We start from the raw sequence: 25,882 nt of genomic DNA on the forward strand, positions 1-25,882 counted from the left end.
TCACTCGGCATCCTTACCCGTGTCCTCCCAGACCTTCTTCCGCGAGGCGGGAAGCGGACCCGGCGTCGTCTGCATCCATGCCAATGCCGGCACCTCCGGCCAATGGCGTGCGCTGATGGAACACCTCGCACCGAGGTTCCACGTCCTGGCGCCGGATTCCTATGACGCGGGCCGGGGTCCGCAATGGCCGTCGGACCGGGTCATTTCGCTGCGCAACGAGGTGGCGCTGATCGAGCCGGTGCTTGGCAAGGCGGGCGCATCGCTGGCCCTGGTGGGGCATTCGTATGGCGCCGCGGTGGCACTGGTCGCGGCGCTGGCACAGCCCGGGCGCATACGCGCACTCGTGCTGTACGAACCCACGCTGTTCTCGCTGCTCGATGCGCCGCAGCCCGCGCCGAATGACGCCGATGGCATTCGCCATGCCGTCGCTGCCGCTGCCGCCGCGCTCGACGCCGGCAACGAAGACGCCGCTGCCGGGCACTTTATCGACTACTGGATGGGAGCCGGAGCGTGGCGGCAGACACCCGCACAACGCAAGCCGGCGATTGCCGCGTCCGTGAAGAATGTCCGCCGGTGGGCGCATGCGCTGTTCACGGAGCCCACGCCGCTGCAGGCATTCCGGTCACTCGACGTACCGGTGCTCTACCTGGTCGGCAAGCGCTCGACACCGTCAGCACATGGCGTGGCGCGGTTGCTGACCGCGGCCTTGCCGCGGGTGGAGGTGGTGGAGTTCGCGCAACTCGGGCATATGGGTCTGTTGACGCATCCGGAGACGGTCAACCCGGTGATTGCCGAGTTCCTCGAGCGCCACCGGCAATAAGCCTCGTCCGTTCCGCCATTGCTGCAATCGCTACTCAATCGCTACTACAAGGCGAGCGTAAACGGCAGCAGCAGCGCATTCACCAACAGCAAGCCGAAGAAAAGGATCGCGATGGCCGCGGAGACGCCGCGAGGCCGTCCCTGCCCTGCACCAGCCGTTCGCCGCGTCCACAGGAAACCGGCGCCCATGCCGAGCACGGCCAGCCCGGAAAACACGCTATCCGCGGTCAGCGCGGCCGGGTAGGCCCGGGCGGGGGTGGTGTTGAAGCTCTCGATGAACGGAAGCGACGCCATCCCGGGGTCCGGCGGCCTGGGCAAGGGGGCGGCAACCGCCTGTGCAAGCACTACCGGTTCCTGCGCCGCTTGCGTGGCAGGCAATGCCGCCAGCGGCGACGCGTCCGGAGCGGTCTGCGTCGGCGTCTCGTCCGGTACGGCGGCCAGGGCAATGGCCGGCGTGGCTGCCGGCTCCGGGATGGTCCGGATTGCCGGAGCCGCAGGGACGATCGGGTTTATCTTGACTTTGGCCGCGGGCGGCGTAGCGGCAGGACGTTCCGACAAATTTTTCATCGAGTCCCGTTCCCGCCAGAACCGGGCGAACAGGCTTTCCAGGCAGCGTGCCGACTCGCACGCATCGCGCCGCGCACGCCACGCCGTGAGGTCGGCATTGTCGATCCTGCCCTTGCGCAACATCCGCTGCTGCTCGGCGTAGATGCGTTCGTAGCGGTCGGACAGCCTGGAGGAATCGCAGATCAGGGCATGCCGCTGGCGCGGCCTGGGCTCGTCGGTCACCAGCGAGCAGCGCACGCCGGAACCATCCGGGTTATTGCAGCGGACCGTGGATTCGCCCGCAGGCGACTTGCATGCGATGTCGGAGGCCCATGCGCCGCCGACGGCGAACAGGCACGCGGCAACGGCCGCGGCAACCAGCGAGGGCCGGCGCCACAGGATCCTTTTCATCATGATGCCTCATCGTGAATCGGTCCAAGGCTTCCAAGCTAGTCGCTAGTTGGCGCGTCATACAAGCTTCGTTTTTTGCAGGCCTGCATCAGCGCACATGGCGCGAGGCCTGCCGGCCGGAAAGCGCGCTGTCGTTCTCTCGCGGCAACCCTTTGCACGGGGGAAACGCTGGGAAAGGCGTTACTCGACCGCGATGCCCTTGTCGCGGATGACCTTGCCCCACTTGGCATAGTCCGCGCGGATGCGCTGGCCCATCTGCGCCGGTGCCTGATAGCTGGCGATGGCGCCCGCCTTCAGCAGCTTGTCCTGCACCTCCTTGTCGGCCAGGATCTTGCCGACTTCGCCGGAGATGCGGTCGACCACGTCCTTGGGCGTGCCCGGCGGCGCCAGCAGGCCGCCCCACGACACCGCGTCATAGCCCTTGAAGCCCTGCTCGGCAATGGTCTTGACGTCGGGCAGCATGGCGACGCGCTGCGGCGAGCCGACGGCGATGGCGCGCAGCTTGCCGGCCTGGATATGCGGCAGCGCCGCGACCAGGTCGGCATACATGATGGGCACTTGCCCGCCGATGGTGTCGCTGATCGCCGGCACGCCACCCTTGTAGGGCACGTGCTGCATCTCGAAGCCGCCCATCTGCTTGAGCAGTTCCATGCTCAGGTGGCCGAAGCTGCCGGCGCCCGAGCTGGTGTAGTTGAGCTTGCCCGGCTGTGCCTTGGCCTGCGCGATCAGCTTGGACAGGTCGGTCACGTTGGGCAGCAGCGTCGGGTTGACCACCACCACGATGGGCAGGTCATAGACCGTGGCCACCGGCGTGAAATCCTTGGTGGTGTCGTAGCCTGCCTTCTTGTACAGGAACGGCGCCAGCAGCGTCGGCGTGGCCAGCATCATCAGCGTGTAGCCGTCCGGCGCGCTCTTGGCGACCTGGGCGGCAGCGATGGAGCCCGACGCACCGGCGCGGTTTTCCACCACCACCGGCTGCTTGAGGGCTTCGCCCAGCTTCTGGCCGACGATGCGCGACGCGGTATCCGTGGGCCCGCCCGGCGGGAACGGCACGACCAGCTTGATGGGCTTGGCCGGCCACGATTGGGCGAAGGCGCCGCTGACCAGCAGCGGTGCGGCGGCCAGCGCCAGGAGCGCGCGGCGGCGCGAGTGAACCATACGGGTAATGTCTCGAATACGCACTTTCTTGTTCCAGTTGAATCAGCGCAAGGCAATCCAGCCCCCTTGCCGGGCGCGCCGCGCGTGCGCCATGGGGCTGCCATGGGCACCGCGCGCGGCGCGAATGCTCAGGCGGACGCGGGCGTGTCCGGCAGCGTCAGCACGCCGCTGGCCTGCAGCGCCTGCAGTTGCTCATCGCTCATCTGCAGCAGGTTTTGCAGCACGGCACGCGTGCCTTCGCCCAGCGTGGGCGGCGCGCTGCGGATCGGCAGGCGCTGGCCATCGAGCCGGTAAGGCGGTGCAAACACATGGGTGGTGCCGGCGACCGGATGCGGCATCTCGCGCAGCAGGCCGCCCTGGCGGGTGCGTTCGCTGGTCAATGCTTCGTGCAGCCCGGCCACCTTGCCGCACGGAATGCCGCAGGCGCTCATGCGCTCGAGCAGCAGGTCGCGCGCAAAGCTGCGGATCAGTCCCGTGATCAGCGGCGTCAGCGTCTCGCGGTTCTTCGCGCGCTCGACATTGGTCGCGTAGCGCGGATCCTCGACGATGTCCGGGCGCTCGATCACCTGGCGGCAGAATTTGTCGAACTGGCTGTTGTTGCCCACCGCGATGATCAGCGGGCCGTCTGCGGACTCGAACATGCCGTACGGCACGATCGACGGATGGGCATTGCCGTAGCGCGCCGGATCGTGGCCCAGCAGCATGGCGTCCAGGCCGTAGTAGCCGGTCACCATCAGGCCGCAGTCGTACAGCGCCATCTCGATCAGCTGGCCCTTGCCCTTGCGTTCGCGGCGGAACAGTGCTGCCAGCACGGCCTGCGCGGCGTACATGCCGGTCATCAGGTCCACCACGGCCACGCCGAACTTCAGCGGCGGCGTGTCGGCTTCGCCGTTGAGCGCCATCAGCCCGGCCTCGCCCTGGATCACCAGGTCGTAGCCGGGACGCTTGGCCTCGGGGCCGCTGCTGTTGTAGCCGGAGACCGCGCAGTAGATCAGCTCGGGCTTGATGGCCTTGAGCTGCTCGTAGCCCAGGCCCAGCTTCTCGGCGCCGCCGGTCTTGAAATTGTGGATGACCACGTCGAACTGCGGCAGCAGGTCGTAAACGATCTGCACGCCTTCCTTGCTCTGCAGGTCCAGCGTGATCGACCGCTTGTTGCGGTTCATGCTGTTGAAGTACGTGGTCTCGGTCTTGCCGATGCGCATGCCCCAGTCGCGCGTATCGTCGCCGCGTCCGGGGTGCTCCACCTTGACGACTTCGGCACCGAAATCGGCCAGGACCTGGCCGCACAGCGGGCCGGCGAACACACGCGACAGATCGAGTACGCGTACCCCCTCAAGCGGGAAGTCGATGCCTTGGGATGATTCGGGCGTCTGCAAGTCTTGTCTCCTTGGGCTGTTTCGAGGGTCGAGCCGTCTTAGGGAAATCGTAGCCCATGCCGGGCTGGCGGCACGCATGGCAGGCGTGGCTGCAGTGTGGCGCCGTGGTGTGGCGCGGTCAGCCCATCATTCTTGCTTGGATAAATAGCCTATACAATCCCAATCGACATTGACAAAATGTTCAATAGAATTTGACAACGCTCCGCGCAGGGGCCAAAAAGCGTGGCGCCCGGGCGTCCGACAGTAGTCGAATGTCCGGGCGCCACGCTTGCTTCACATTTGCCGGGAGGTACCTGCCTGCTTCAGTGGCTGGCTCCCTCCACCGCGCCGATGCCGGTCTCGGAACGCAGCTCCTGCGCCTCGAAGCCGGCCTTGTCCACGCGGGCCCGCGCCGACTTGTCGGTCACCGAGAAGAACCAGATTCCCAGGAAACCGGCCGTCATCGAGAACAGCGCCGGCGATGTGTACGGGAATGGCGCGTTGTCGAAGTGGAACACGTCCACCCACACCGCCTGCGACAGGATGGTCAGCACCACCGCCGACAACAGCCCGATAAAGCCGCCGACCGTGGCGCCGCGCGTGGTGCAGCCCTTCCACAGCACCGACATGAACAGCACCGGGAAGTTGGCCGACGCCGCCACGGCAAAGGCCAGCGACACCATGAAGGCGATGTTCTGCTTCTCGAACACGATGCCAAGCACCACCGCGACCAGGCCGAGGATGATGGTGGTGATGCGCGACACGCGCAGTTCGACCGAACTCGTTGCCTGTCCCTTCTTGAAGACCGTGGCATAGAGATCGTGCGAGACGGCCGAGGCGCCGGCAAGCGTCAGGCCCGCGACCACCGCGAGGATGGTGGCAAAGGCCACGGCGGAGATGAAGCCGAGGAACACGTTGCCGCCCACCGCGCTGGCCAGGTGCACCGCCGCCATGTTGATGCCGCCCAGCAACTTGCCACTGCCGTCCTGGAAGCTCGCGTTGGTGCCCACCAGCACGATCGCGCCGAAGCCGATGATAAAGGTCAGGATGTAGAAGTATCCGATCCACGTGGTGGCCCAGAACACCGACTTGCGCGCCTCCTTGGCATTGGGCACGGTAAAGAAGCGCATCAGCACGTGCGGCAGGCCGGCGGTGCCGAACATCAGCGCAATGCCGAACGAGATCGCGGAGATCGGGTCCTTGATAAAGTTGCCCGGGCTCATGATCGATTCCTGCTTGGCATGGACCTCCACCGCCTTGGCGAACAGCGCCTCGGGGCTGAAGTGATACTGCGCCAGCACCATGAATGCCATGAACGAGGCCCCGCCCAGCAGCAGGCACGCCTTGATGATCTGCACCCAGGTGGTCGCGGTCATGCCGCCGAACAGCACGTACACCATCATCAGCGCGCCGACGATGACCACGGCGACCCAGTATTCCAGCCCGAACAGCAGCTTGATCAGCTGCCCCGCGCCGACCATCTGCGCGATCAGGTAGAACGCCACCACCACCAGCGTGCCCGATGCCGCGAACGCGCGCACCGGCGCCTGTTTGAAGCGGTATGCGGCGACGTCGGCAAAGGTGAAGCGGCCCAGGTTGCGCAGCCGCTCCGCCATCAGGAACGTGATGACGGGCCAGCCCACCAGGAAGCCGATCGAATAGATCAGGCCGTCATAGCCGTTGGCATACACCGCGGCGGAAATGCCCAGGAACGACGCCGCCGACATGAAGTCGCCGGCGATCGCCAGGCCGTTCTGGAAGCCGGTGATGCCGCCGCCGCCCGTGTAGAACGCCGCGGCGGACTTGGTCTTGGATGCGGCCCACTTGGTGATGTACAGCGTGCCGAGCACGAACACCACGAACATGCCGATGGCGGTCCAGTTGGTCGGCTGGCGCGCGGCCTGGCCCATGTCGCCACCGGCGGCGAACACGCTCGCCGACAGCAGCAGCGCCGCGGCGGCGCAGATTGCGTGGCGGGCGTTCATGCGACCTCCCGCTTGATACGTTCGGTCAGCTCGTCGTAGGTGCGGTTGGCATGCTGCACATACAGCCCGGTGATGACCACCGTGAAGACGATCACGAACAGCCCGATCGGCATGCCCCACGTCATCACGCCCTCGCCCATCTTCCTGGCCAGCAGTTCCTTGTCGAAGGCGATCAGCAGCACGTAGCCGTAGTAGATCACCAGCATCGCCGCGGTCAGCAGCCAGCCGAGGCGCGAACGCCTGCGTACCAGCTGCAGATAATTGGGATTGGCCTTCAGTCGCCTGACCAGATCTTCATGCATACCTGTCTCCTGCCATCTATGCGTGGTCTTGCCGGATGCACCCGCGGCGGGACGCCGCGAGTCCGTGCTGCATAAGGTAATGGCCGCCCCTTACCTGCTTCTTACACGGGACGGAAATCGGCACCGGGTAAACGCTGAGTGAGGCGCGGGACAGGAGGCTCCGTGGCGATGCAGGTTGTTGGTTGGCATGGGCGAAGCATGCGCCGCAAGTCGGGCCGCGCCCAACACTCTTGTCATGGACGAATGGCATTTCCCCGGGTAGCGGGACGTCGGCGGCATTTTCTTCCTGCTGCATCCGGTGGCATGGCTCCTGCGTAAATGCAAGCGGACGCTGCAGCGTTCTGCCCTCTTGTTACCGTTCATCGGAGTACCGCCATGATTCGACAGTTCGCTCACACGTTCCTTGCCACCGCCGCGATCGCAGTGGCCTGCACCGCCAGCATCGCCCATGCCGCCGCGCCGCGCGACAGCGGGCACGCCGGCGACAGGTACGGCTATTCCTTCCGGGTCGGCATGCACGATGTGTTCAGCGACGGCGCACGCGCCGCGCGCTTCGACGTGTTTGCCGAAGGCGCCAGCACCGAGGCTTCTTCCGCCGATGCGCAGTCTCTCTCTGGCCTGGACCGCAGCGGTGTATCTGCTGATCCGGCGCGCAAGTTCGACGTCCATTCCGACGGTGCACTGGCAGGCATGGACCGCAGCGGTGTATCTGCTGACCCGGCGCGCAAGTTCGACGTCTATTCCGACGGTGCACTGGCAGGCATGGACCGCAGCGGTGTATCTGCTGACCCGGCGCGCAAGTTCGACGTCCATTCCGACGGTGCACTGGCAGGCATGGACCGCAGCGGTGTATCTGCTGACCCGGCGCGCAAGTTCGACGTCTATTCCGACGGTGCACTGGCAGGCATGGACCGCAGTGGTGTATCGGCTGACCCGGCGCGCAAGTTCAACATCTATTCCGATGGGGCATTGGCGTAAGCAATGCCAGTATGGCCTAGCCGTACTTTCCGCCCGGCAGCGCCATCTCGATTGCGCTGATCAGTTCCTGCAGGCGCAGCGGCTTCGCGCACACCGCATCGAAGCCGCTTTCCATTGCCAGGCGCCGGTCCTGCTGGCGCGTGAAGGCAGTCAGGGCGATGGCCGGCACGCGCGCACGCGAGCCGATCACCTCCTGCGCGCGCACTTCGCGGATCAGTTCATTGCCGTCGCGGCCAGGCAAGCCGATGTCGCTGATGATCAGGTCCGGCGTGGCGTTCGCCATCTGCGCCAGGGCGTCGTCGCTGTCGCGCGCGCTGCGGACATGGGCGCCAAAGCCGGCCAGAACAGCAGTGAGGGCGGCGGCCGCATCGCTGTCGTCTTCCACCAGCACGATATCGAGTCCGTCCAGCCGCGTTGCGCTCTCGGGTGCGCCGTGGTCAGTGCCGCCGGCAGCTTCTGCCTCCACTGGCTCGGTGCCCGGCGCCAGCAGCGGGATGGCAATTTCAAAGGTGGCGCCGCGGCCGACCCCCTCGCTGCAGGCCTGCACGATGCCGCCATGCATCTCGGCCAGGCGCTTGACGATCGCCAGCCCGAGGCCCAGCCCGCCCTGCACGCGACGATCGGGGCCGTCGCTCTGGGTAAAGCGGTCGAACAGGAACGGCAGGAATTCCGGATCGATGCCGCGGCCCGCGTCGACCACGGACACGCTCAGCGTTTCCGCATCGGACTTCGCGATCACGCGGACGGTGGCGCCTTCAGGCGAGAATTTGATCGCGTTGGAGATGAGGTTCCACAGGATCTGCTGGAAGCGCGCCGGATCGAGCCACGCAGCCTGCGCCAGGTCCGGGGCGATCTGCGCCTCCAGCGACAACCGCTTCTCGCTGGCCATCAGTTGCATGCTGTCGAGTGCGGCGCGGATGAGGGTGGCCGGGTTCGCCATCTCGCGTTCCAGCTTCATCTTGCCGACATTGAGCAGCGACACGTCGACCAGGTCGGCCACCAGCCGCTGCTGGATGGCGACATTGCGCTCGATCGCGGCCAGCCCGCGGCGTCCTTCGTCCGTGCTCACGTGGCGGCCCAGCACATGGGTCCAGACGGAGATCACATTGAGCGGGTTGCGCAGCTCGTGCGAGAGGATGGCGATGAACTCGTCCTTCATGCGGTTCACGCGTTCGACGCCGGCACGCGCCGCCTGTTCGCGCTCGATCAGCTGCTCCTGCTGGCGTTCAAGGTGCAGCCGAGCGGTAGCATCAGCCACGACCGCGACCCGGTCGCCCGATGGCGTGGTAGGGGAAATGCTCCAGTCGAGGTGGACCGGCGCGCCCGCCGCGTCGAGCAGCGGAAACGATCCCTGCCAGCCCTCGTCCGCGGACACCGTGGCTTCGGCGGCGCGCGCGGCGAAATCGCCGGGCGCGAGCGCGGTGACGGGCCGCCCGAGCAGGTCCGAGGCGGGCCTGCGCAGGAGCGTCAGCATGGCGGGATTGACGTCGACCAGCTGGCCGCGAGAGTCAAGCACGCAGATGCCGCTGGTGGCCTGCTGGTAGATCGCGCGCAGGCGTGCCTCGCTCTCGCGCAACGAGCGCTCGGCAGCGGCGGCGCGGGCCAGCGCCGAAACCGTGGCAATCAGCACCTCCGGCTCGGCGGGATGGATCAGGTAGGCCGTGGCGCCGGCATTCAGCCCGCGCGCCTTGTCGTAATCCTGCACGTAGGTGGCTGACAAATGGATCACCGGCAGCGTCGCGGTGTCCGGGTCGGCACGCAGCTGTTCGCACACCTGGATGCCGTCGATATCGGGCAGGTTGACGTCGAGCACCATCACGGAAATGCCCGGCGTCCGCGCCAGGCGCAATGCGTCCAGCCCGCAATCGGCCTCGATCGTGTGGAACCCGGCGTTCTTGAGCACGCGCACGGTTGAATAGCGGGTGACCGTATTGTCGTCGACGACCAGTACGCGCGGAGGCGACGCGGAGGGTGCTGCCTGCTGCGTGGATAGCGGGTCCATGATCATGCCTTTGCCGCGCCCGCCGCCGGTGCCGCCGGATAGGTGAGCGGCAGCGTGACATAGAAGCGCGAGCCCACATCGACTTCGCTCTCGAAACCGACCCGCCCCCCGAGCACCTCGGCCAGCCGCTTGCTGAGCGCAAGGCCAAGCCCGGAGCCGCGCAGGCGGCGCTGCAGCGGCGAATCGATCTGGATGAAATCCTGGAAGACCGCGCCGTGCATCGCCGCCGGGATGCCGATGCCGGTGTCCTTGACCGAGAACATGACCTCGCCCTCGCCCACCAGCCTCGCGGAAACGCGGACTTCGCCGCGCGGCGTGAACTTGAGCGCGTTGGAGATGAAGTTGCGCAGGATCTGCGACAGCTTGCGGTCGTCGCTGTAGAGGGTCGGCACCTCGTGCGGTTCTTCGAAGATCAGCGACACCTCGGGATTGGTCAGCACCGGCTTGAACATGCCGCGCAGCGTATCGAACAGCGCGACCATGTCGAACCATGCCGGCGACACGTCGACCCTGCCCGCTTCGAGCTTGGCCAGGTCGAGCAGGTCGTTGACCATGTCGGCAAACTCCGCGGCGGTCTCGCGCACGAACATCACCTGCCGTTCCTGCTCGGTGGTGAGCGGACCGTCCACGCGATCGATCAGCAGGCGGGTGATGCTCTGGATCGCGACGATGGGGGTGCGGAACTCATGGCTCATGTACGCCAGGAAGCGGCTTTTCAGCTCAGTTGCCTGGCGCAGCTGTTCCGCCTGGATGTCCAGTTCCGCATACAGCGCCAGCACGCCGCGGTTGGTTTCCTCCAGTTCCGCGCGCAGGCCCTCGCATTCGCGGGTCTTGACGTCCAGTGCCTCGCGCAGTTCGTCCGGGCTCAGCGGGGTGTCCGGCGGCAAGCGGGAGTAGTCGTGGCTGGCCATGCTCAGTCCTCGGCGCGGCGGATCACGAGCACGGTGGCGTCATCCCGGCCCCGGCCGAACTTCCACACGATAAACGCGGCGATCACCGTGGGGTCGTGCCGCAACAGGCTGGCATCGTCCAGTTGCCAGCGCGACTGCACGCCATCCGAGAACAGGATCACCAGCGCATAGGCCGGCCAATCCATCACCTGTTCCTGGATGGCACGCACCTGGATTCCGGGGGTGCCGTGCTGCGGCAGCAGCGTGCGGTCGGCAGTGCCGGAGACAACGCGGCCCATCACATTGCCGGCCCCGGCGAAATGGATCTGGTTGCCGCGCAGGTCCAGCCGCGCCGCGCTGACCGCCGCGCCGCGGGTGCTGCGCAGTGCCGCGTGGGCGCGTTCGACGACCTGGGACGGGCTGGCGCAGGGCATTTCGGCAAACGCCGCCAGCGCGGCCCTGGCTGCGTCGGCGGCCAGCGGGCCATGACCGAGGCCGTCGGCAAGCACCACGTCGGCGCCGCCATCGTGCTGAGCGATGGCCCAGCCGTCGCCGCTGACCTGCTCGCCGGGTGCGGCCAGGTACACCGCCCCGACCGTGCAGCCGCGCACCGGCGCCGCGCGCACCGGGCACCCGCCCGGCTCCCGGTCGCGGTAGAACCGCGCCAGGATGACACTGCCCTGGCCGAAGCGGCTGACGATATCGAAGTCGTCGGCCATGCGCTGGACGGCGCCCAGCCCCTGCCCGGCGCTGCCCGCGCTGGAATAGCCGTCGCGCATGCAGGCCTGCGGATCTCGCATGCCGGGCCCGTTGTCCAGCGAGATCAGCTCGATCAGCATGCTGTCGCCAGCGGCGCGGGCGCCAATCAACATCCGGCCGCCGACGGCATGGCGTACCAGGTTGCTGGAAAGCTCATTCGCCACCACGGCGATCCGGCCCGCCAGCACGCTGTCAAAGGCCAGCCGCGCGCACAGGTCGGCTGCGAGCCGGCGGGCTTCACCAACCCGGCTGGCGTCGTCCATGGGCAGCACGGCGGCGGGACCCTGTTCGCTACTTCCACCGAGTGACACTGACACAGGTTCCCTCCCCGACTTGGGTGCGGATGGAGAAATCGTTGACCAGCCGGCGGCTGCCGGACAGGCCCATGCCCAGGCCATTGCCGGTGGTCCAGCCATCGGTCAGCGCCAGGTCTACGTCCCGGATGCCGGGGCCCTTGTCCTCGAAATGCAGCCGCAGGCCGCGGCGACCGCCTTCGTCGATGAATTCCCAGCGCATTTCGCCGCCATGGCCGTGCACCACGGCATTGCGGGCCAGTTCGCTGGCCGCCGTAATCATCTTAGTCTGCTCGACCAGAGAGAACTGCAACTGGCCGGTCAGCGTACGCACGACGGAACGGGCCTGCACGACATCGCGCTCGTCGCGCAGCGGGATCGTTCCGGTGGTACCGAGCGCGGATTGCGTCACCTGAGCTCACCTCGCTGCGCCTTGTCCAGCAACGCCATGCCGCGCTCGACGTTGAGCGCGGTCCTGACGCCGCTCAGGGGCAGTCCCAGTTCCACCAGCGTGATCGCCACGGCCGGGCGGATGCCGACCACGACCGTGGCCGCGCCCAGGATGCGGGCGATGTCGGAAATGCCGATGAACATGCGGCCGATAAACGAATCGACCATTTCCAGCGCCGACACGTCGATCAGCACGCCGCGCGCCGTGTTCTGCTCGATGCTGGCCGCCAGGTCTTCCTGCAGCCGCAGCGCGGTCTGGTCCTGCATGTCGATCTGGATCGTGACCAGCAGGTAGGACCCCATCCGCAGGATCGGAATGCGCTCCATGCGTGTGCCTCCGGTCAGGGGACCGGCTGGCGGGACACGGTGTGCCCCGTCAGCCGCATGGCGGTGGCCAGCGCGTCGGCCAGCGTCGCCTTGGTCACGATGTCCTGCAGGTCGATGCCCAGATGCACGATGGTCTGCGCAATCTGCGGCCGGATCCCGCTGATGATGCTCTCCGCGCCCATCAGCCGGATCGCGGTCACCGTCTTCAGCAGGTGCTGGGCCACCAGCGTGTCGACCGTCGGCACGCCGGTGATGTCGATGATGGCCAGCGTGGAGCCGGTTTCGACGATGCGCTGCAGCAGGGTTTCCAGCACCAGCTGGGCACGGCTGCTGTCCAGCGTGCCGATCAGCGGTACCGCCAGCACCCCTTCCCACAGCTTGATCACCGGCGTCGACAGCTCGAGCAGTTCCTGCTGCTGGCGCCGGATCATGTCCTCGCGGCTGCGCTGGTAGGTGGACATGGTCCACTGCGCCATGCGATCGACGATGGCGGACGCGGCCCAGATCACTTCGATCTGCGCTTCCAGATTGCTGCGGTCGCGCTGCAGCGCCTCGAAGATCGGCCGTTTGAGCGCCAACACGAAGCCGCTGGTCACGTCCGCGGTCTCGCCTTGCGCGGCACGCGAAGCCGACAGGTCGGCGAGCGCCTCGCGCAGCTCGGCGAACGGCGCCTGCTCGAAGCCGCCTGCATCGCCATTGGCGTGCAAGGCTGCCTGGAGGCTCCGCAGGATGGAGCGTTGCTCCCTGGCAAGAGTGCCGGTGCAGCCGCGGCCGCCGGACAACGACTGGTATTCGGTGGCCCAGCTATCGGCCAGGTTCTCGGCTTCGGCGTGCAACAGGTCGGCAAGGCGCTGGTTTTCTGGACGCATGGGCATGGCGAAAGTTGTAAGCGATGCACAGGAGACAAAGGAGTCGGTGTCAGTGCATTCTAGGAGGGATTGATAGCTCACTCCACGTTTCATCGCGCCCTGCAAAACAAAGACGGGCGCAGCCGTGTGCACTGCCGTGCACGGCTGCGCCCGTTCCGGGCCTGTCCTATGCCCGATGGCTGATGGCTACTTCGGATCGGCAAACCGCTTGCCGCGCGCCGCCAGGTCCGCCAGCAACGGCGCGGGCCGGAACTCCTCGCCGAGCATTTCCTCGTACTGCCGCAGCGTGCGCACCACCTTGTCCAGCCCGATGGTGTCGGCATAGAACATCGGGCCGCCCCGGTATACCGGCCAGCCATAGCCGTTGTTCCAGATCACATCGATATCGGACGCCCGCAGCGCCTTGCCCTCCTGCAGGATCTTCGCGCCCTCGTTGATCATCGGGAAAACGCAGCGCTCCAGGATTTCCTGGTCGGATACCGCGCGGCGGGTGCGGCCCTGGCGCGTGGCAAAGTCGCGGATCACCCGCTCCACCACCGGCGACGGCCGCGCGTTGCGCTGCGCGTCGTAGTCATAGTAGCCCGCGCCGGTCTTCTGGCCGCGCCGGTCCATCTCGCAAAGGATCTCGCGCAGCGTCGATCCGGTCGAACGCTCGCGCACCCAGCCCAGGTCCAGTCCCGCCAGGTCGCTCATCGCGAACGGGCCCATCGGGAAGCCGAAGTCATACAGCACGCGGTCGATGTCCCACGGCAGCGCACCCTCCAGCGCCAGCCGTTGCGCCTCGCGCTGCCGCTGCGCCAGCATCCGGTTGCCGACGAAGCCGGGGCAGACGCCCACCAGCGCCGCGACCTTGCCGATCTTGCGGGCCAGCTCCATCGACGTGCGCACCACGGGCTTCGCGGTTTTCTCGCCGCGCACCACTTCCAGCAGCTTCATCACATTGGCCGGCGAGAAGAAATGCAGCCCGATCACGGCCTCGGGACGCGACGTGGCCGCGGCGATCTCGTCGACATCCAGCGCCGAGGTATTGGTGGCCAGGATGGCGCCCGGCTTGACGATCTGGTCGAGCCGGCCGAACAGTTCCTTCTTGACTTCCATGTTCTCGAACACGGCCTCGATCACCAGGTCAGCATCGGCCAGCTGCTGCAGGTCCAGCGTGGGCGTCAGCCGCGCCATGCGCGCCTCGACCTCGGCGGCGCTCAGGCGCCCCTTCTTCATGGTGTTGTCGTAGTTCGCGCGGATGGTGCGCAGCCCGCGGTCGAGCGCCTGCTGCGTGGTCTCGACGATGGTGACGGGCATGCCGGCGTTGAGGAAATTCATCGCGATGCCGCCGCCCATGGTGCCTGCGCCAACGATGCCGACCCTGGTCACCGGAATCGACGGCACATCGGCGCCGATGTCGGGCACGTTCCAGACCTGGCGCGAGGCGAAGAAGACGTAGCGCTGCGCCGCGGACTGGGACCCGGCCATCAGTTCCTGGAACAGTTCGCGTTCGCGCCGCAGGCCTTCGTCAAAGGGCAGTTCGACCGCCGCCTCGATGCAGCGGATACTGGCCTCGGGCGCCTCGAAGCCGCGGAAGCGGCGCGCGTTGGCCTTGCGGAAGGCGGCGAACAGTTCGCCATTGCCGCGCGCTGGTGAGATCTTGTCGTCCAGGTCGCGCACCTTGCGCAGCGGCCGCTTCTCTTCGACGATCCTGCGCGCGAAGGCGATGGCGTCCGCACGCAGCGTGGCATCGTCGGCAAGCGCGTCGAGCAGGCCCATCTCCGCTGCCTCGGGCGCCGGCACGTGGGTGCCATAGGCGACCATTTCCAGCGCCTTTTCGACCCCGACCAGCCGGGGCAGCCGCTGCGTGCCGCCGGCGCCCGGCAGCAGCCCGAGGTGGACTTCGGGCAGGCCGCATCTGGCACTGCGCGCGGCAATGCGGTAATGGCACACCAGCGCCACCTCCAGCCCGCCGCCGAGCGCGGTGCCGTGGATGGCGGCGACCACCGGCTTGGTGCTGTTTTCGATGGCCGCCTGCACCTCGGGCAGCCCGGGCGGCACGAACGGCTTGCCGAACTCGGTGATATCGGCGCCGGCAATGAAGGTCTTGCCGGCGCAGGCCAGCACGATGCCCTGCACCGCCGGATCGGCGGTGCAGCGCTCGATTCCCTGCAGGATGCCTGCGCGCACGGCGGCGGACAGCGCGTTGACGGGTGGCGAATCGACGGTCAGCACGGCGATATTGCCGTCCACGGCCAGGCTGGTGACTGCGTTGATGGCGGTCATGCAAGCTCCTTGTACGTTCGGGGAAAGGGGACAGGGGAATCGGCCGGCCATGCCTCAGTCACGCAGCCCGGCCATGTCGTCGGCGCGGTCCGGCCGCTTCCGGCGCGAGCGCGGATCGGCAATGCGAAGTGCCAGCACAAAGGCGGCCAGCTTGACCGCGATGGCAACGACGAAGACCAGCGGGAAATGCACCGACTGCGCCAGCAGCCCGCCGATCACCGGCCCGACGGCCATCATGCCGAACGTGGCCGTGTCGGATACCGCGAGCAGCATCGGCCGGTCCTTGCGTGCGCCGAACTCCATCACGAGGTTGTCCGCCGAGATAAAGAAGCCGCCGAAGCCCGCGCCCAGGCCGCAGAACGCCAGCAGGAAGCCCGGCAGCGTGGCGCACGCCAGCAGCCAGGCCGTGGCGGCGATCCACGTGGCGATGCTGGCCAGGAACACCACCCGGTAGCCATGCCTGTCCGCGACGCGGCCCCAGGCGAGATTGCTGCCCGTCTGCGCCAGCAGGTAGGCCAGGCTCAGATACCCGAGCGTGGCGCCGTCCAGCCCCAGCAGCCGGCCGGCGTAGATCGCATAGAACGGCATCGCCATCATGCCCAGCGCCACCAATGCCCGCGCCACGAAGAAGCGCACGAAATCCCGGTCGGCTGCCAGCAGTGCCGGCAATTCACGCACGCGCCGGCCGAAGCCGGCGCGCATGCGCACGTCGTGCAGGGCCGGCTCGCGCATGCCCGCCAGCGCCGAGATCCCCAGGCTGGTCAGCACGAAGGCAGCCAGGAAGGTGGCGGCATAGCCGTTGCCGAACACGTCGTTGCCGACCAGGTAGCGCCCGCCCATCCACGCCACCGCCGCCGCGGTGAGGCCGCCGAAGAAATTGCGCAACGCAGTCAGCCGCCCGCGCCGCGCCAGCGGGATGATCTTGGAGGTCAGGTAGTTGAAGCTGACGTTCTGCACGCCGTTGAGCAGCCCGAACAGCAGCAGGAAAGCCGCCGCGGCCAGCAGCGCGCCGCGCCCGCTCAGCAGCAGCGCCGACAGTGCCAGCCCCAGGATCTGGCCGCGCACCAGCCAGCCCACCAGGTAGATCAGCGGCATCACGCGCTGGCGATGCTCGATCAGCGTCGCGCCCCAGATCGACGAGGCGGCCATGCCGGCATATTGCGCCGCGAGCACGAGCCCCACAGTGAGTTTCGAGCCGGACAACAGGTACAGGTAGGCGGGCACGAAGGTGGGCGCGGTCACCAGCCGGAAGCCGGTCATGCCGAGCATGCCGTGGATCAGGAATGCCCTGGCATTGCGCGGCAGGTGGCGGTCGACATGGTCGCGGAAATGTTGTTCGGCGCGTTGCTGCTCCACCTGGGCGGCTTCGCCCGGCAGCGCGCCGCTCATGCCGGCCTGCGTTGTCACGTTGTCTCCCGCTATGGGTCCGGCCCGATGCGGTGCCGGATGCTTTTTCGTGTTTTTGGTATGGCTGCGATAAATGCTAGCACAAGCGTTCGTTTTTCGAGCGTGGCGACACTGAGCAGTTTCGAAATCCGGGCATCGAGGCGGCAAGCTAGCACCGAGGGCGGGAAGGCGAGCGCTGCCAAGGCGATGGCAATGCGGCAAGAGTCCCACGATTTCAGCCATACATGCCATGAAAATTCCGCATATTCGCGCAAGTTTGCTGCGCCGCATTAGCGCGCCTGCGCCTTTGCCGTGGCGGCTTCCACTCCCGTCGTGGCTCTTCCCTTCATTTCCGGATGACAGCGTCCTGCCGCCCGGTTTAGGTTTTGGAGTATTGACGATGCCAGAAGCGGCTTGTATAAAAGTTCCTGCCGCTGCGTAGCTGTCGACGCTTTTCGAAAACTAAGACTGCTGTCGCAGTGCCCCTGATCCTGCCGGCCGCCAGGCAACAGCGCAGGACGCGGGCCCACAGGCGCACAACAAGGAGACGAGCTTGGACGCACTGGAAACGTTCCGGCAGCAGGCACATGCCTGGCTGGAGGCCAATTGCCCACCTGAGATGCGCCTGCCGATGCAGGACGAGGAAGACATCTGCTGGGGCGGCCGCAAGTTCCGCTACCAGTCTGAGGCGCAGCGGCTGTGGCTGCAGCGGATGGCCGAACAGGGCTGGACCGTACCGGAGTGGCCGCGCGAGTATGGCGGGGCCGGATTGAGCGCAGCCGAGGCACGGGTGCTGCGCGCCGAGATGCAGCGGCTGCACTGCCGCGTGCCGCTGCAGAGCTTCGGCATCTCCATGCTCGGGCCCGCGCTGCTGAAATATGGCACCGAGGCGCAGAAGCGCGAGCACCTGCCCAGGATCGCCCGCGGCGAGATCCGTTGGTGCCAGGGCTATTCCGAACCCAACGCCGGCTCCGACCTCGCCGCGCTGCAGACGCGCGCCGAGGATCGCGGCGACCATTTCGTGGTCAACGGCCAGAAGATCTGGACCTCGTATGCCGACAAGGCCGACTGGATCTTCTGCCTGGTGCGCACCGATTTCGCCGCGCAGAAGCACACCGGCATCAGCTTCCTGCTGTTCGACATGGCGTCGCCGGGCGTCTCGACGCGCCCGATCGTGCTGATCTCCGGCAAATCGCCCTTCTGCGAGACCTTCTTCGACGACGTGAAGGTGCCGCGCCACCAGCTGGTCGGCGAGCTCAACGGTGGCTGGGCCATCGCCAAGTACCTGCTGACGCATGAGCGCGAGATGATCAGCGCGATCGGCAGCCGTGGCTTCCGCCAGCCGCTGGGGCGCCATGCCGCGAAGGTCATCGGCGTGGACGAGCGCCATCGGCTCGACGACCCGATGCTGCGCGCGCAGATCGCGCGCTTCGAGGTCGACGAGGCCGCCTTCGCCGCGGCCGGCGAGCGCGCCCGCGACCTGGCGCGGCAAGGCGAAGGCATGGCCGCGTTCTCGTCCGTGCTGAAGTACTACGGCGCGGAACTGAACAAGCGGCGCTACGAGCTGCTGATGTCGGCCGGCGGCACCGATGCGCTCGAATGGGAAGGCCCGCGCAGCCAGGAAGGCGCGCTGGCGCGGGCATGGCTGCGCACCAAGGCGAATTCGATCGAGGGCGGCACCAGCGAGGTCCAGCTCAATATCGTCGCCAAGCGCCTGCTTGGCCTGCCCGGCGCCTGAGCCGCCGCGCAACCCTCCACGATTCCACACCTGCCAAACGCCGCCATGCCCATCGTACTGACCGACACGCAGGAGATGCTGCGCGACAGCGCCATGACGTTCCTGCAAGAGAACGCCCCGATCTCCGCGCTGCGCACGCTGCGCGACACGCGCGACCCCGCCGGCTTCTCGCGCGAGCTGTGGCAGCGCTGCGCCGCGCTCGGCTTCGCCGGGGTAATGATCGACGAGGCCTACGGCGGCAGCGGTCTGGGCGCGGTCGAGGCCGGCGTGATTGCGGAAGCGATCGGCACCACGCTCGCGCCGCTGCCCTTCCTGTCCACCGCCGTGCTTGGCGCATCGCTGGTCGGCCTGTATGGCAACGACAGCCAGCGCAGCGCGCTGCTGCCGGCGGTCGCCGCGGGCCGGCACCTGATGGCTTTGGCGCTGGATGAAACCGCCCGGCACCGGCCCGAGCGCATCGCCACGCAGGCGCGGCGCGACGCGGACGGCTATGTGCTCGATGGCAGCAAGGTCTTCGTGGTCGATGGCCATGTGGCCGATACGCTGGTGGTCGCCGCGCGCACGGGCGCCGCCGGCGCGAGCGACGGCATCTCGCTGTTCCTGGTGCCGCGCGACCACGCCGGCGTGCAGGTGGAGCGCTGCGTGCTGGCCGATGCCACCAACGCCGCGCGCATCACCTTCGACGCAGCCAGGGTGCCGGCCGATGCGCTGCTGGGCAACGCGGGGGCGGGAGCGCAAATGCTGGAGCGCGTGCTGGACATCGCCCGCGCGGTGCTGTCGTCCGAACTGCTCGGCATCGCCGATGCCAGCTTCACGCGCACGCTGGCCTACCTGAAGGAGCGCAGGCAATTCGGCAAGGCCATCGGCGAGTTCCAGGCGCTGCAGCACCGCGCCGCGCATCTCTTTGCCGAGATCGAACTCGCGCGCGCCGCCGTGCTGCGTTGCCAGCAGCGGCTCGACGAAGGCCATGCCGACGGCCCCGAGCCACTGGTCTGCGTGGCCAAGGCCAAGGCCGGCGATACCGCCACGCTGGCGGTGCAGGAAGGCGTGCAGATGCACGGCGGCATCGGCATGACCGACGAATTCGACATCGGCTTCTTCATGAAGCGCGCCCGCACCGCGCAGGAATGGCTGGGCGACGCGAACTGGCAGCTCGACCGCTGGGCCACGCTGCGCGGCTACTGAGCTGTTGCGCTACTGAGCGACTGACACAGGCGGCTCCATCGGCAGGGGCCTGCAGGACATCACGCAACACCGAGGCGGCAACGGCTGCCCGGTTGCGGCGCCACGCGCTCGCACCGGCCCGACCGCCAGCAAGGAGGCAGCATGTCGGCAAGTCCATGGACACCCGCATTCCAGACAAGGGCCGCAACGGCTGGCGGCACGTCACTTAGCCGGCATGCGCACGGAGGCCGGTCATGAGCGCCTATGTCCTGCGCCGCCTGCTGGCGCTGCTGCCCACGCTGGTCTTCGCCAGCATCATCGTGTTCGCCATCGTGCGGCTGGTGCCGGGCGACGTGGTCGACCTGATGCTGAGCCAGAACGACATCAGCGCCGATACCCGCACCCGCGAAGACCTGGTCCGCGCGCTCGGTCTCGACCGCCCGATGTGGGAGCAGTACCTGCACTGGGTCGGCAATATCGTGCTGCATGGCGACCTGGGCCAGTCGCTGTGGCAAGGCGAGCCGGTGCTGAGGATGGTGATGGCGCGCATTCCCGCGACCTTCTCGCTGGGCGTGCTGGCACTGGCCGTGGCGCTGACGGTGGCGCTGCCGATCGGCGTGCTGTCGGCAATCCGGCAGGACACCGCGGCGGACTATGTGGCGCGCTCCTTCTCGATCCTGATGCTGGCGGTGCCCAGCTTCTGGCTCGGCACCATGGTGATGGTGTTCCCGTCGGTGTGGTGGGGCTGGTCGCCGGAAGTGCGCTACGTCCCCTTCCTGGAAGACCCGGTGCAGCATGTCAGGCAGATGCTGGTGCCGGCCATCGTGCTCGGCATGGCGCTGTCGGCCATCACCATGCGCATGACGCGCACCATGATGCTGGAGGTGCTGCGCCAGGACTATATCCGCACCGCGTGGGCCAAGGGGCTGAACGAGCCGCTGGTGATCGTGCGGCACGCGCTGCGCAATGCGCTGATCCCGGTGGTGACGCTGATCGGCCTGCAGGCGCCGCTGCTGATCGGGGGCGCCGTGGTGATCGAGCAGATCTTCGTGGTGCCGGGCATGGGCCTGCTGCTGCTCGATGCCGTGCACCAGCGCGACTATCCGCTGATCACCGGCGTCTTCCTCGTGGTTGGCGTCGCGGTGATGCTGATCAACCTGCTCGTCGACCTGAGCTACGGCCTGTTCGACCCCAAAGTGAGGCACCGCTGATGGCACCCCCGACCGTCGATCCGCAAGCCGCTTCCGCCACCCTGCCTGCCGCGCTGCCTGCCGCGCTGCCTGGCACCCTGCCCCGCTCCGCCCGGCAACGCCAGCCTCGCTTCGCGCTGCTGCGGCGGCTGTTCCGCGACAAGCCGCTGGGCGCCGCCGGCGCGGTGATCTGCGCGGTGTTCCTGTTCTGCGGCGTGTTCGCCGACCTGCTGGCGCCGTATGGCATGAACGAGATCAACATGATGGCGCGGCTGCAGCCGCCCTCGTGGGCGCATCCGTTCGGCACCGACAACCTTGGCCGCGACATGTTCTCGCGCTGCCTGTACGGCGCCCGGCTGTCGGTGGTGATCGGGCTGTCGGCGGCGACGCTGGCCACGGTGATCTCGCTGCTGCTGGGCATCCTGACCGGCTACCTGGGCGGCAAGTTCGACCTGGTGGTGCAGCGCATGGTCGATGCGTGGATGAGCTTTCCCGACCTGGTGATCCTGATCGTGGTGGTATCGGTGCTGGGCCCGGGCAGCTGGCAGATCGTCTGCACGCTCGGCCTGCTGCTCGGCATCGGCGGCTCGCGCATCGTGCGCAGCGCGGTGGTGTCGGTGCGCGAGAACATGTACGTGCATGCGGCGCAGTCGATGGGCGCGTCGACCAGCCGCATCCTGTGGCGCCATATCCTGCCCAACGTGCTGCCGCCGGTGATCGTGCTGTTCACCACGCGCGTGGGCACCGCGATCCTGGCGGAGTCGGGCCTGTCCTTCCTCGGCCTCGGCGTACCGCCGCCGGCCCCGACCTGGGGCGGCATGCTGTCGGGCGACGGCCGCACCTTCATGTTCCAGGGCCCGTGGCTGGCGCTGGCGCCGGGCGCCTGCCTGACCATCGTGGTCTATGCGATCAACGTGTATGGCGATGCGCTGCGCGACCTGCTCGACCCGCGCATGCGGGGCAGCCGCTGAGAACAGCAGATTGACGAGCGGCCGGCAATGACGAGCCGGCACATCATGATCCCCAAAGGAGCAGACGATGGTGCGCAGCGTGAAGACGGACGGCAGGATGGCGAGGCGGGCTTCCCTGGCGATAGCGGCGACGGCAATGGCGATGGCCGCGGCCTTCGCCTGCGGCACGGCAGCCGCGCAGGCGGAAGCGCCGAAGTATGGCGGCACCATTGAAGTCGGCTCGGTCTACCCCACCATCTCCGCCTTGTCGTGGGACCTGGGCGACTGGAACTGGAAGCAGAACTACGACACCGGCCAGGTCTATGAGCAGCTCTTCGCCGCCGACCTGTCCAAGGCCCGCCGCAACGGCGGCAAGTACGCCTTCCAGGCGGACGCCTGGCTGCCCGAGGATGCCATCCGCGGCGAACTCGCCGAAAGCTGGAAATGGACCGACCCGCTCACGCTCGAGGTCAAGCTGCGCAAGAACGTCCGCTTCCCGGCCAAGCCGGGCGTGATGGAGGAGCGCGAGCTGACCGCGGAGGACGTGGTGTTCAGCTACAGCCGGCAAAGCGCCAGCGCCAAGAAGATCCCGACCTACTTCGACCACCTGAGCAAGGTCGAGGCCGTCGACAAGCATACGGTCGTGTTCCGCTTCAAGGAATTCAATGCGGAATGGGACTACCGCTTCGGCTGGGGCTACTACTCCGGCATCATGCCCAAGGAGGTTGCCACCGCGGGCGCCGCGAACTGGAAGAACGTCACTGGCTCGGGCCCGTTCACGCTGAGCCAGTTCGTGCAGGGCAATTCCAGCACGTATGCGAAGAACGCGCAGTACTGGGACACCGAGAAGATCGACGGCAAGGACTACAAGCTGCCCTTTGCCGACAAGGTCGTGCTGCGCACCGTCAAGGACGAGGCCACCCGCAACACCATGCTGCGCACCGGCAAGCTCGACGTGCTGGAAATGGTGCGCTGGACCGCCGTCGATGAGCTGAAGAAGAGCGCGCCGCAACTCAAGTGGTCGCGCTGGCTGTCCTACACCGGGCAATACCTGGCGCTGCGCGTCGACACCAAGCCGTTCAACGATATCCGCGTGCGCCGCGCGCTGAACATGGCGGTGAACAAGCAGGAAATCGTCAAGCAGTACTACGGCGGCAATGCCGAGCTGTTCGCCTATCCGCAGCACCCGGACTACAGCGGCTACTTCGAGCCGCTGAGCGCGATGCCGGAGTCGGTCAAGGAGCTGTTCACCTACAACCCGGAGAAGGCAAAGAAGCTGCTGGCCGAGGCCGGCTACCCGAAGGGCTTCAAGTTCAAGGTGCAGGTCTGCGCCTGCAGCCAGGACCATATGGAAATGCTGCCGCTGATCGCAGCGTACCTGGAGCAGGTAGGCGTGCGCATCGAGATCCAGCCGATGGAGTATGGCGCCTTCCTGTCGGCGATGACCACCAAAACCAATGCGCCGGGCTACATGATGAACAACGGCCATACCAACCCGACCACGACGATCCGCAAGAGCTTTGTCGCGGGACAGGTGTGGAACGCCTCGCAGTGGAGCGACCCGAAGTTCGATGCCCGCGTCAACCAGGCCTTCCAGATGCGCGACCTGGGCAAGCGCCAGGAAGCGCTGCGCGCCATGACCCGCGACATCCTGGCCGAAGCGCCGTATATCTGGTTGCCCACGCCCTACCTGTTCACCGCGTGGTGGCCGTGGGTCAAGAACTACGACGGCGAGCTGCGCGCCGGCGCGGTGCGCAACGGGCCCATCTATGCGCGCGCCTGGATCGACCAGGAGATGAAGAAGAAGCTCGGCTTCTGATTTTGGCCCCGTCACTGTCATTCCCGCGCAGGCGGGAATCCAGCGTCTTTCGAGCCCGCCAGGGCATAAAAAGACACTGGGTCCCCGCCTGCGCGGGGACGACAAGCGAGGCCTTGGCCTTTACCAGGACGCAACCATGACAGAGCCAATCCTGCAGGTGAAGAACCTGACCACGCGCTTCCGCACCGACCGCGGCGTGGTCACCGCGGTGGACCGGGTCTCGTTCGACGTGGCCGCCGGCGAGACGCTGGCGATCGTCGGCGAGTCGGGTTCGGGCAAGAGCGTGACCGCGCTGTCGATCCTCGGCCTGATCCCGCAGCCGCCCGGCGTGATCGAGTCCGGCGAGATCCGTTTCGAGGGACAGGACCTGCTCAAACTCAGGCCGGCGGCCATGCGCGCCATCCGCGGCAACCGCATCGCGATGGTGTTCCAGGAGCCGATGTCGTCGATGAACCCGGCGCTGACGGTGGGCAAGCAGATCGCCGAGCCGATCCGCGTGCACCAGGGCCGCGCCTGGCGCGACGCCTACGAAGAGGCCGCGCAGCTGCTGGCGCAGGTGCAGATCCCCGAGCCGCGCAGCCGCGTCCATGCCTATCCGCACCAGTTCTCGGGCGGCATGCGGCAGCGCGCGATGATCGCGATGGCGCTGGCCTGCAAGCCGAAGCTGATCATCGCCGACGAACCGACCACCGCGCTCGACGTCACCGTGCAGGCGCAGATCCTGGACCTGCTGAAGGGGCTGGCGCAGAAGTCCGGCACGGCGCTGATCCTGATCACGCACGACCTCGGCGTGGTGGCGCGCTATGCCGACCGCGTCGCGGTGATGTACGGCGGGCGGCTGGTGGAGACGGCGAGCGCGGACGAGCTGTACCGCCATCCCGCGCATCCCTACACGCGCGGCCTGATGGCGTGCGTGCCGCGCCTGGACGGCGACACCAGCCAGCCGCTGGTGCCGATCGACGGCCAGCCGCCCGACCTGACCGCGCTGGGCCCGGGCTGCGCCTTCCTGCCGCGCTGCCGGCTGGCGCAGGCACAGTGCCGGCAGGCGCCGCCCGAACTGCGCGCGATATCCGGGCGGACTTCCGACCAACACCTCAAGGCTTGCTTCGTCCATGACGCACATTGACACGCCCCTGGCGCGCAGCGTCGCGCCGCCTGAATGTACGGATCGCACGGATCGCACGGATCGCACGCATGGCAGCGCAAGCGCCGAGGTTCCCGCCTCTCGCCCACCGCTCCCATCCGACGACGTGATCCTGAAGGTCGAAGACCTGAAGGTCCACTTCCCCGTGACGCGCGGCGTGCTGCTCAAGCGCCAGGTCGGCTCGGTCAAGGCGGTCGATGGCGTCTCGTTCACGCTGCGCCGCGGCGAGACGCTGGGGCTGGTGGGCGAAAGCGGCTGCGGCAAGTCCACCACCGGGCTGGCCATCATGAAGATGCTGCCCGCCAGCGCGGGCCGGATCGCCTTCGACGGCGAGGACCTCGCCGGCTTCAGCGGCGCGCGCGAGAAGCGCTTCCGCCGCAGCGTGCAGATGGTCTACCAGGACCCGTTCGCGTCGCTGAACCCGCGCATGAAGGTGCGCGACATCATCGCCGAGCCGCTGCAGGTCCACGGCCTGGCCGGCGATCGTGCCGCGCTGCAGGCGCGCGTGGCCGAGCTGCTCGACATGGTCGGCCTGCTGCCCTACATGGCCGACCGCTATCCGCACGAGTTCTCGGGCGGCCAGCGGCAGCGCATCGGCATTGCGCGCGCGCTGGCGCTGAAACCGAGCCTGATCGTGTGCGACGAGCCGGTGTCGGCGCTGGACGTGTCGATCCAGGCGCAGGTGGTCAATGTGTTCATGGCGCTGCAGCGCAGCCTGGGCCTGTCCTACCTGTTCATCGCCCATGACCTGGCGGTGGTGCGCCATATCAGCGACCGCATCGCGGTGATGTACCTGGGCCGCATCGTCGAGATCGCCAGCCGGCACCAGCTCTACGCCGAGCCGCGCCACCCGTACACGCGCGCGCTGCTGTCCGCGGTGCCGGTAGCCGACGTGCGCGCCGAACGCCGGCGCCAGCGCATCGTGCTGCAGGGCGAAGTCCCCAGCCCGATGCACCCGCCTTCGGGCTGCCGTTTCCACACGCGCTGCCCTTCTGCAATGCCCCAGTGCCGCAGCGCCGACCCGGTGCTGCGCGACCACGGCGACGGGCAGATGGTGGCCTGCCACCTGTACGGCTGAC

22 protein-coding genes are annotated in these 25,882 nt (G+C 67.5%); 9 read left to right on the top strand and 13 right to left on the bottom strand.

Features of this window, described 5'->3' with window-relative positions; all coding sequences use genetic code 11:
* The first annotated feature begins 19 nt into the window (after nt 1-19).
* Nucleotides 20-820, top strand: a complete 801-nt coding sequence (locus JTE92_RS06580) for an alpha/beta fold hydrolase (RefSeq protein WP_232353525.1) — start codon at nt 20-22, stop codon at nt 818-820.
* Between the two features lie 44 nt (nt 821-864).
* On the opposite strand, the gene JTE92_RS06585 is transcribed toward JTE92_RS06580, so the two are convergent.
* From JTE92_RS06585 to JTE92_RS06605, 5 genes are all read right to left on the bottom strand, one after another.
* Entirely contained in the window at nt 865-1,779 is a 915-nt protein-coding gene (locus tag JTE92_RS06585) for a hypothetical protein (RefSeq protein ID WP_063239236.1), read from the bottom strand.
* Nucleotides 1,780-1,956: 177 nt separating this feature from the next.
* The gene (locus JTE92_RS06590) at nt 1,957-2,934 is read right to left on the bottom strand and encodes a Bug family tripartite tricarboxylate transporter substrate binding protein (protein WP_063239235.1); all 978 of its coding nucleotides are present in this window, start codon (nt 2,932-2,934) and stop codon (nt 1,957-1,959) included.
* A gap of 128 nt (nt 2,935-3,062) precedes the next feature.
* Nucleotides 3,063-4,310, bottom strand: coding sequence for a CaiB/BaiF CoA transferase family protein (locus tag JTE92_RS06595; protein ID WP_063239234.1), 1,248 nt, complete (start codon nt 4,308-4,310; stop codon nt 3,063-3,065).
* A 302-nt stretch (nt 4,311-4,612) separates the two neighbouring features.
* Nucleotides 4,613-6,274, bottom strand: coding sequence for a cation acetate symporter (locus JTE92_RS06600; protein WP_063239233.1), 1,662 nt, complete (start codon nt 6,272-6,274; stop codon nt 4,613-4,615).
* Entirely contained in the window at nt 6,271-6,576 is a 306-nt protein-coding gene (locus JTE92_RS06605; RefSeq protein ID WP_063239232.1) for a DUF485 domain-containing protein, read from the bottom strand. Before JTE92_RS06605 ends, JTE92_RS06600 begins: the two co-directional genes overlap by 4 nt.
* Before the next feature lie 375 nt (nt 6,577-6,951).
* On the opposite strand from JTE92_RS06605, the gene JTE92_RS06610 reads away from it, so the two are divergent.
* Nucleotides 6,952-7,554, top strand: coding sequence for a hypothetical protein (locus tag JTE92_RS06610; protein WP_084254609.1), 603 nt, complete (start codon nt 6,952-6,954; stop codon nt 7,552-7,554).
* Nucleotides 7,555-7,570: 16 nt separating this feature from the next.
* On the opposite strand, the gene JTE92_RS06615 is transcribed toward JTE92_RS06610, so the two are convergent.
* From JTE92_RS06615 to JTE92_RS06650, 8 genes are all read right to left on the bottom strand, one after another.
* Nucleotides 7,571-9,556 carry a hybrid sensor histidine kinase/response regulator gene (locus JTE92_RS06615; protein ID WP_063239395.1) on the bottom strand — a complete coding sequence of 662 codons (1,986 nt, stop codon included), beginning with the start codon at nt 9,554-9,556 and terminating at the stop codon, nt 7,571-7,573.
* Nucleotides 9,557-9,558: 2 nt separating this feature from the next.
* Nucleotides 9,559-10,467 (bottom strand): sensor histidine kinase, encoded by a 909-nt coding sequence (locus JTE92_RS06620; protein ID WP_084254608.1) that lies wholly within the window; start codon nt 10,465-10,467, stop codon nt 9,559-9,561.
* A gap of 2 nt (nt 10,468-10,469) precedes the next feature.
* Nucleotides 10,470-11,468 (bottom strand): ATP-binding SpoIIE family protein phosphatase, encoded by a 999-nt coding sequence (locus JTE92_RS06625; RefSeq protein WP_063239231.1) that lies wholly within the window; start codon nt 11,466-11,468, stop codon nt 10,470-10,472.
* Between the two features lie 28 nt (nt 11,469-11,496).
* The gene (locus tag JTE92_RS06630; RefSeq protein WP_063239230.1) at nt 11,497-11,910 is read right to left on the bottom strand and encodes an anti-sigma regulatory factor; all 414 of its coding nucleotides are present in this window, start codon (nt 11,908-11,910) and stop codon (nt 11,497-11,499) included.
* Nucleotides 11,907-12,275 (bottom strand): STAS domain-containing protein, encoded by a 369-nt coding sequence (locus JTE92_RS06635; RefSeq protein WP_063239229.1) that lies wholly within the window; start codon nt 12,273-12,275, stop codon nt 11,907-11,909. Before JTE92_RS06635 ends, JTE92_RS06630 begins: the two co-directional genes overlap by 4 nt.
* Before the next feature lie 14 nt (nt 12,276-12,289).
* A complete protein-coding gene (locus JTE92_RS06640; RefSeq protein ID WP_063239228.1) occupies nt 12,290-13,144 on the bottom strand; it encodes an STAS domain-containing protein in 855 nt (284 codons plus the stop codon).
* A gap of 186 nt (nt 13,145-13,330) precedes the next feature.
* On the bottom strand, nt 13,331-15,412 hold the full coding sequence (locus tag JTE92_RS06645) for a 3-hydroxyacyl-CoA dehydrogenase NAD-binding domain-containing protein (RefSeq protein WP_063239227.1): 2,082 nt from the start codon (nt 15,410-15,412) through the stop codon (nt 13,331-13,333).
* Between the two features lie 54 nt (nt 15,413-15,466).
* Nucleotides 15,467-16,819 (bottom strand): MFS transporter, encoded by a 1,353-nt coding sequence (locus JTE92_RS06650; RefSeq protein WP_232353440.1) that lies wholly within the window; start codon nt 16,817-16,819, stop codon nt 15,467-15,469.
* 532 nt (nt 16,820-17,351) lie between these two features.
* Here JTE92_RS06650 and JTE92_RS06655 point away from each other — a divergent pair.
* From JTE92_RS06655 to JTE92_RS06685, 7 genes are all read left to right on the top strand, one after another.
* Entirely contained in the window at nt 17,352-18,536 is a 1,185-nt protein-coding gene (locus JTE92_RS06655; protein ID WP_063239225.1) for an acyl-CoA dehydrogenase family protein, read from the top strand.
* 45 nt (nt 18,537-18,581) lie between these two features.
* A complete protein-coding gene (locus JTE92_RS06660) occupies nt 18,582-19,721 on the top strand; it encodes an acyl-CoA dehydrogenase family protein (protein ID WP_063239224.1) in 1,140 nt (379 codons plus the stop codon).
* A gap of 233 nt (nt 19,722-19,954) precedes the next feature.
* On the top strand, nt 19,955-20,911 hold the full coding sequence (locus tag JTE92_RS06665; RefSeq protein ID WP_063239223.1) for an ABC transporter permease: 957 nt from the start codon (nt 19,955-19,957) through the stop codon (nt 20,909-20,911).
* Nucleotides 20,911-21,861: an ABC transporter permease gene (locus JTE92_RS06670; protein ID WP_063239222.1), complete on the top strand. Its 951-nt coding sequence runs from the start codon at nt 20,911-20,913 to the stop codon at nt 21,859-21,861. The genes JTE92_RS06665 and JTE92_RS06670 overlap by 1 nt, the downstream gene beginning before the upstream one ends.
* A 142-nt stretch (nt 21,862-22,003) precedes the next feature.
* Nucleotides 22,004-23,659 (top strand): ABC transporter substrate-binding protein, encoded by a 1,656-nt coding sequence (locus JTE92_RS06675; protein WP_306431096.1) that lies wholly within the window; start codon nt 22,004-22,006, stop codon nt 23,657-23,659.
* Between the two features lie 136 nt (nt 23,660-23,795).
* The gene (locus JTE92_RS06680) at nt 23,796-24,785 is read left to right on the top strand and encodes an ABC transporter ATP-binding protein (RefSeq protein ID WP_063239220.1); all 990 of its coding nucleotides are present in this window, start codon (nt 23,796-23,798) and stop codon (nt 24,783-24,785) included.
* Between the two features lie 124 nt (nt 24,786-24,909).
* On the top strand, nt 24,910-25,881 hold the full coding sequence (locus JTE92_RS06685) for an ABC transporter ATP-binding protein (RefSeq protein ID WP_063239219.1): 972 nt from the start codon (nt 24,910-24,912) through the stop codon (nt 25,879-25,881).
* The last annotated feature ends 1 nt before the right edge of the window (nt 25,882 follow it).

The sequence above is a fragment of the Cupriavidus oxalaticus genome (assembly GCF_016894385.1).
Lineage (GTDB): Bacteria > Pseudomonadota > Gammaproteobacteria > Burkholderiales > Burkholderiaceae > Cupriavidus > Cupriavidus oxalaticus.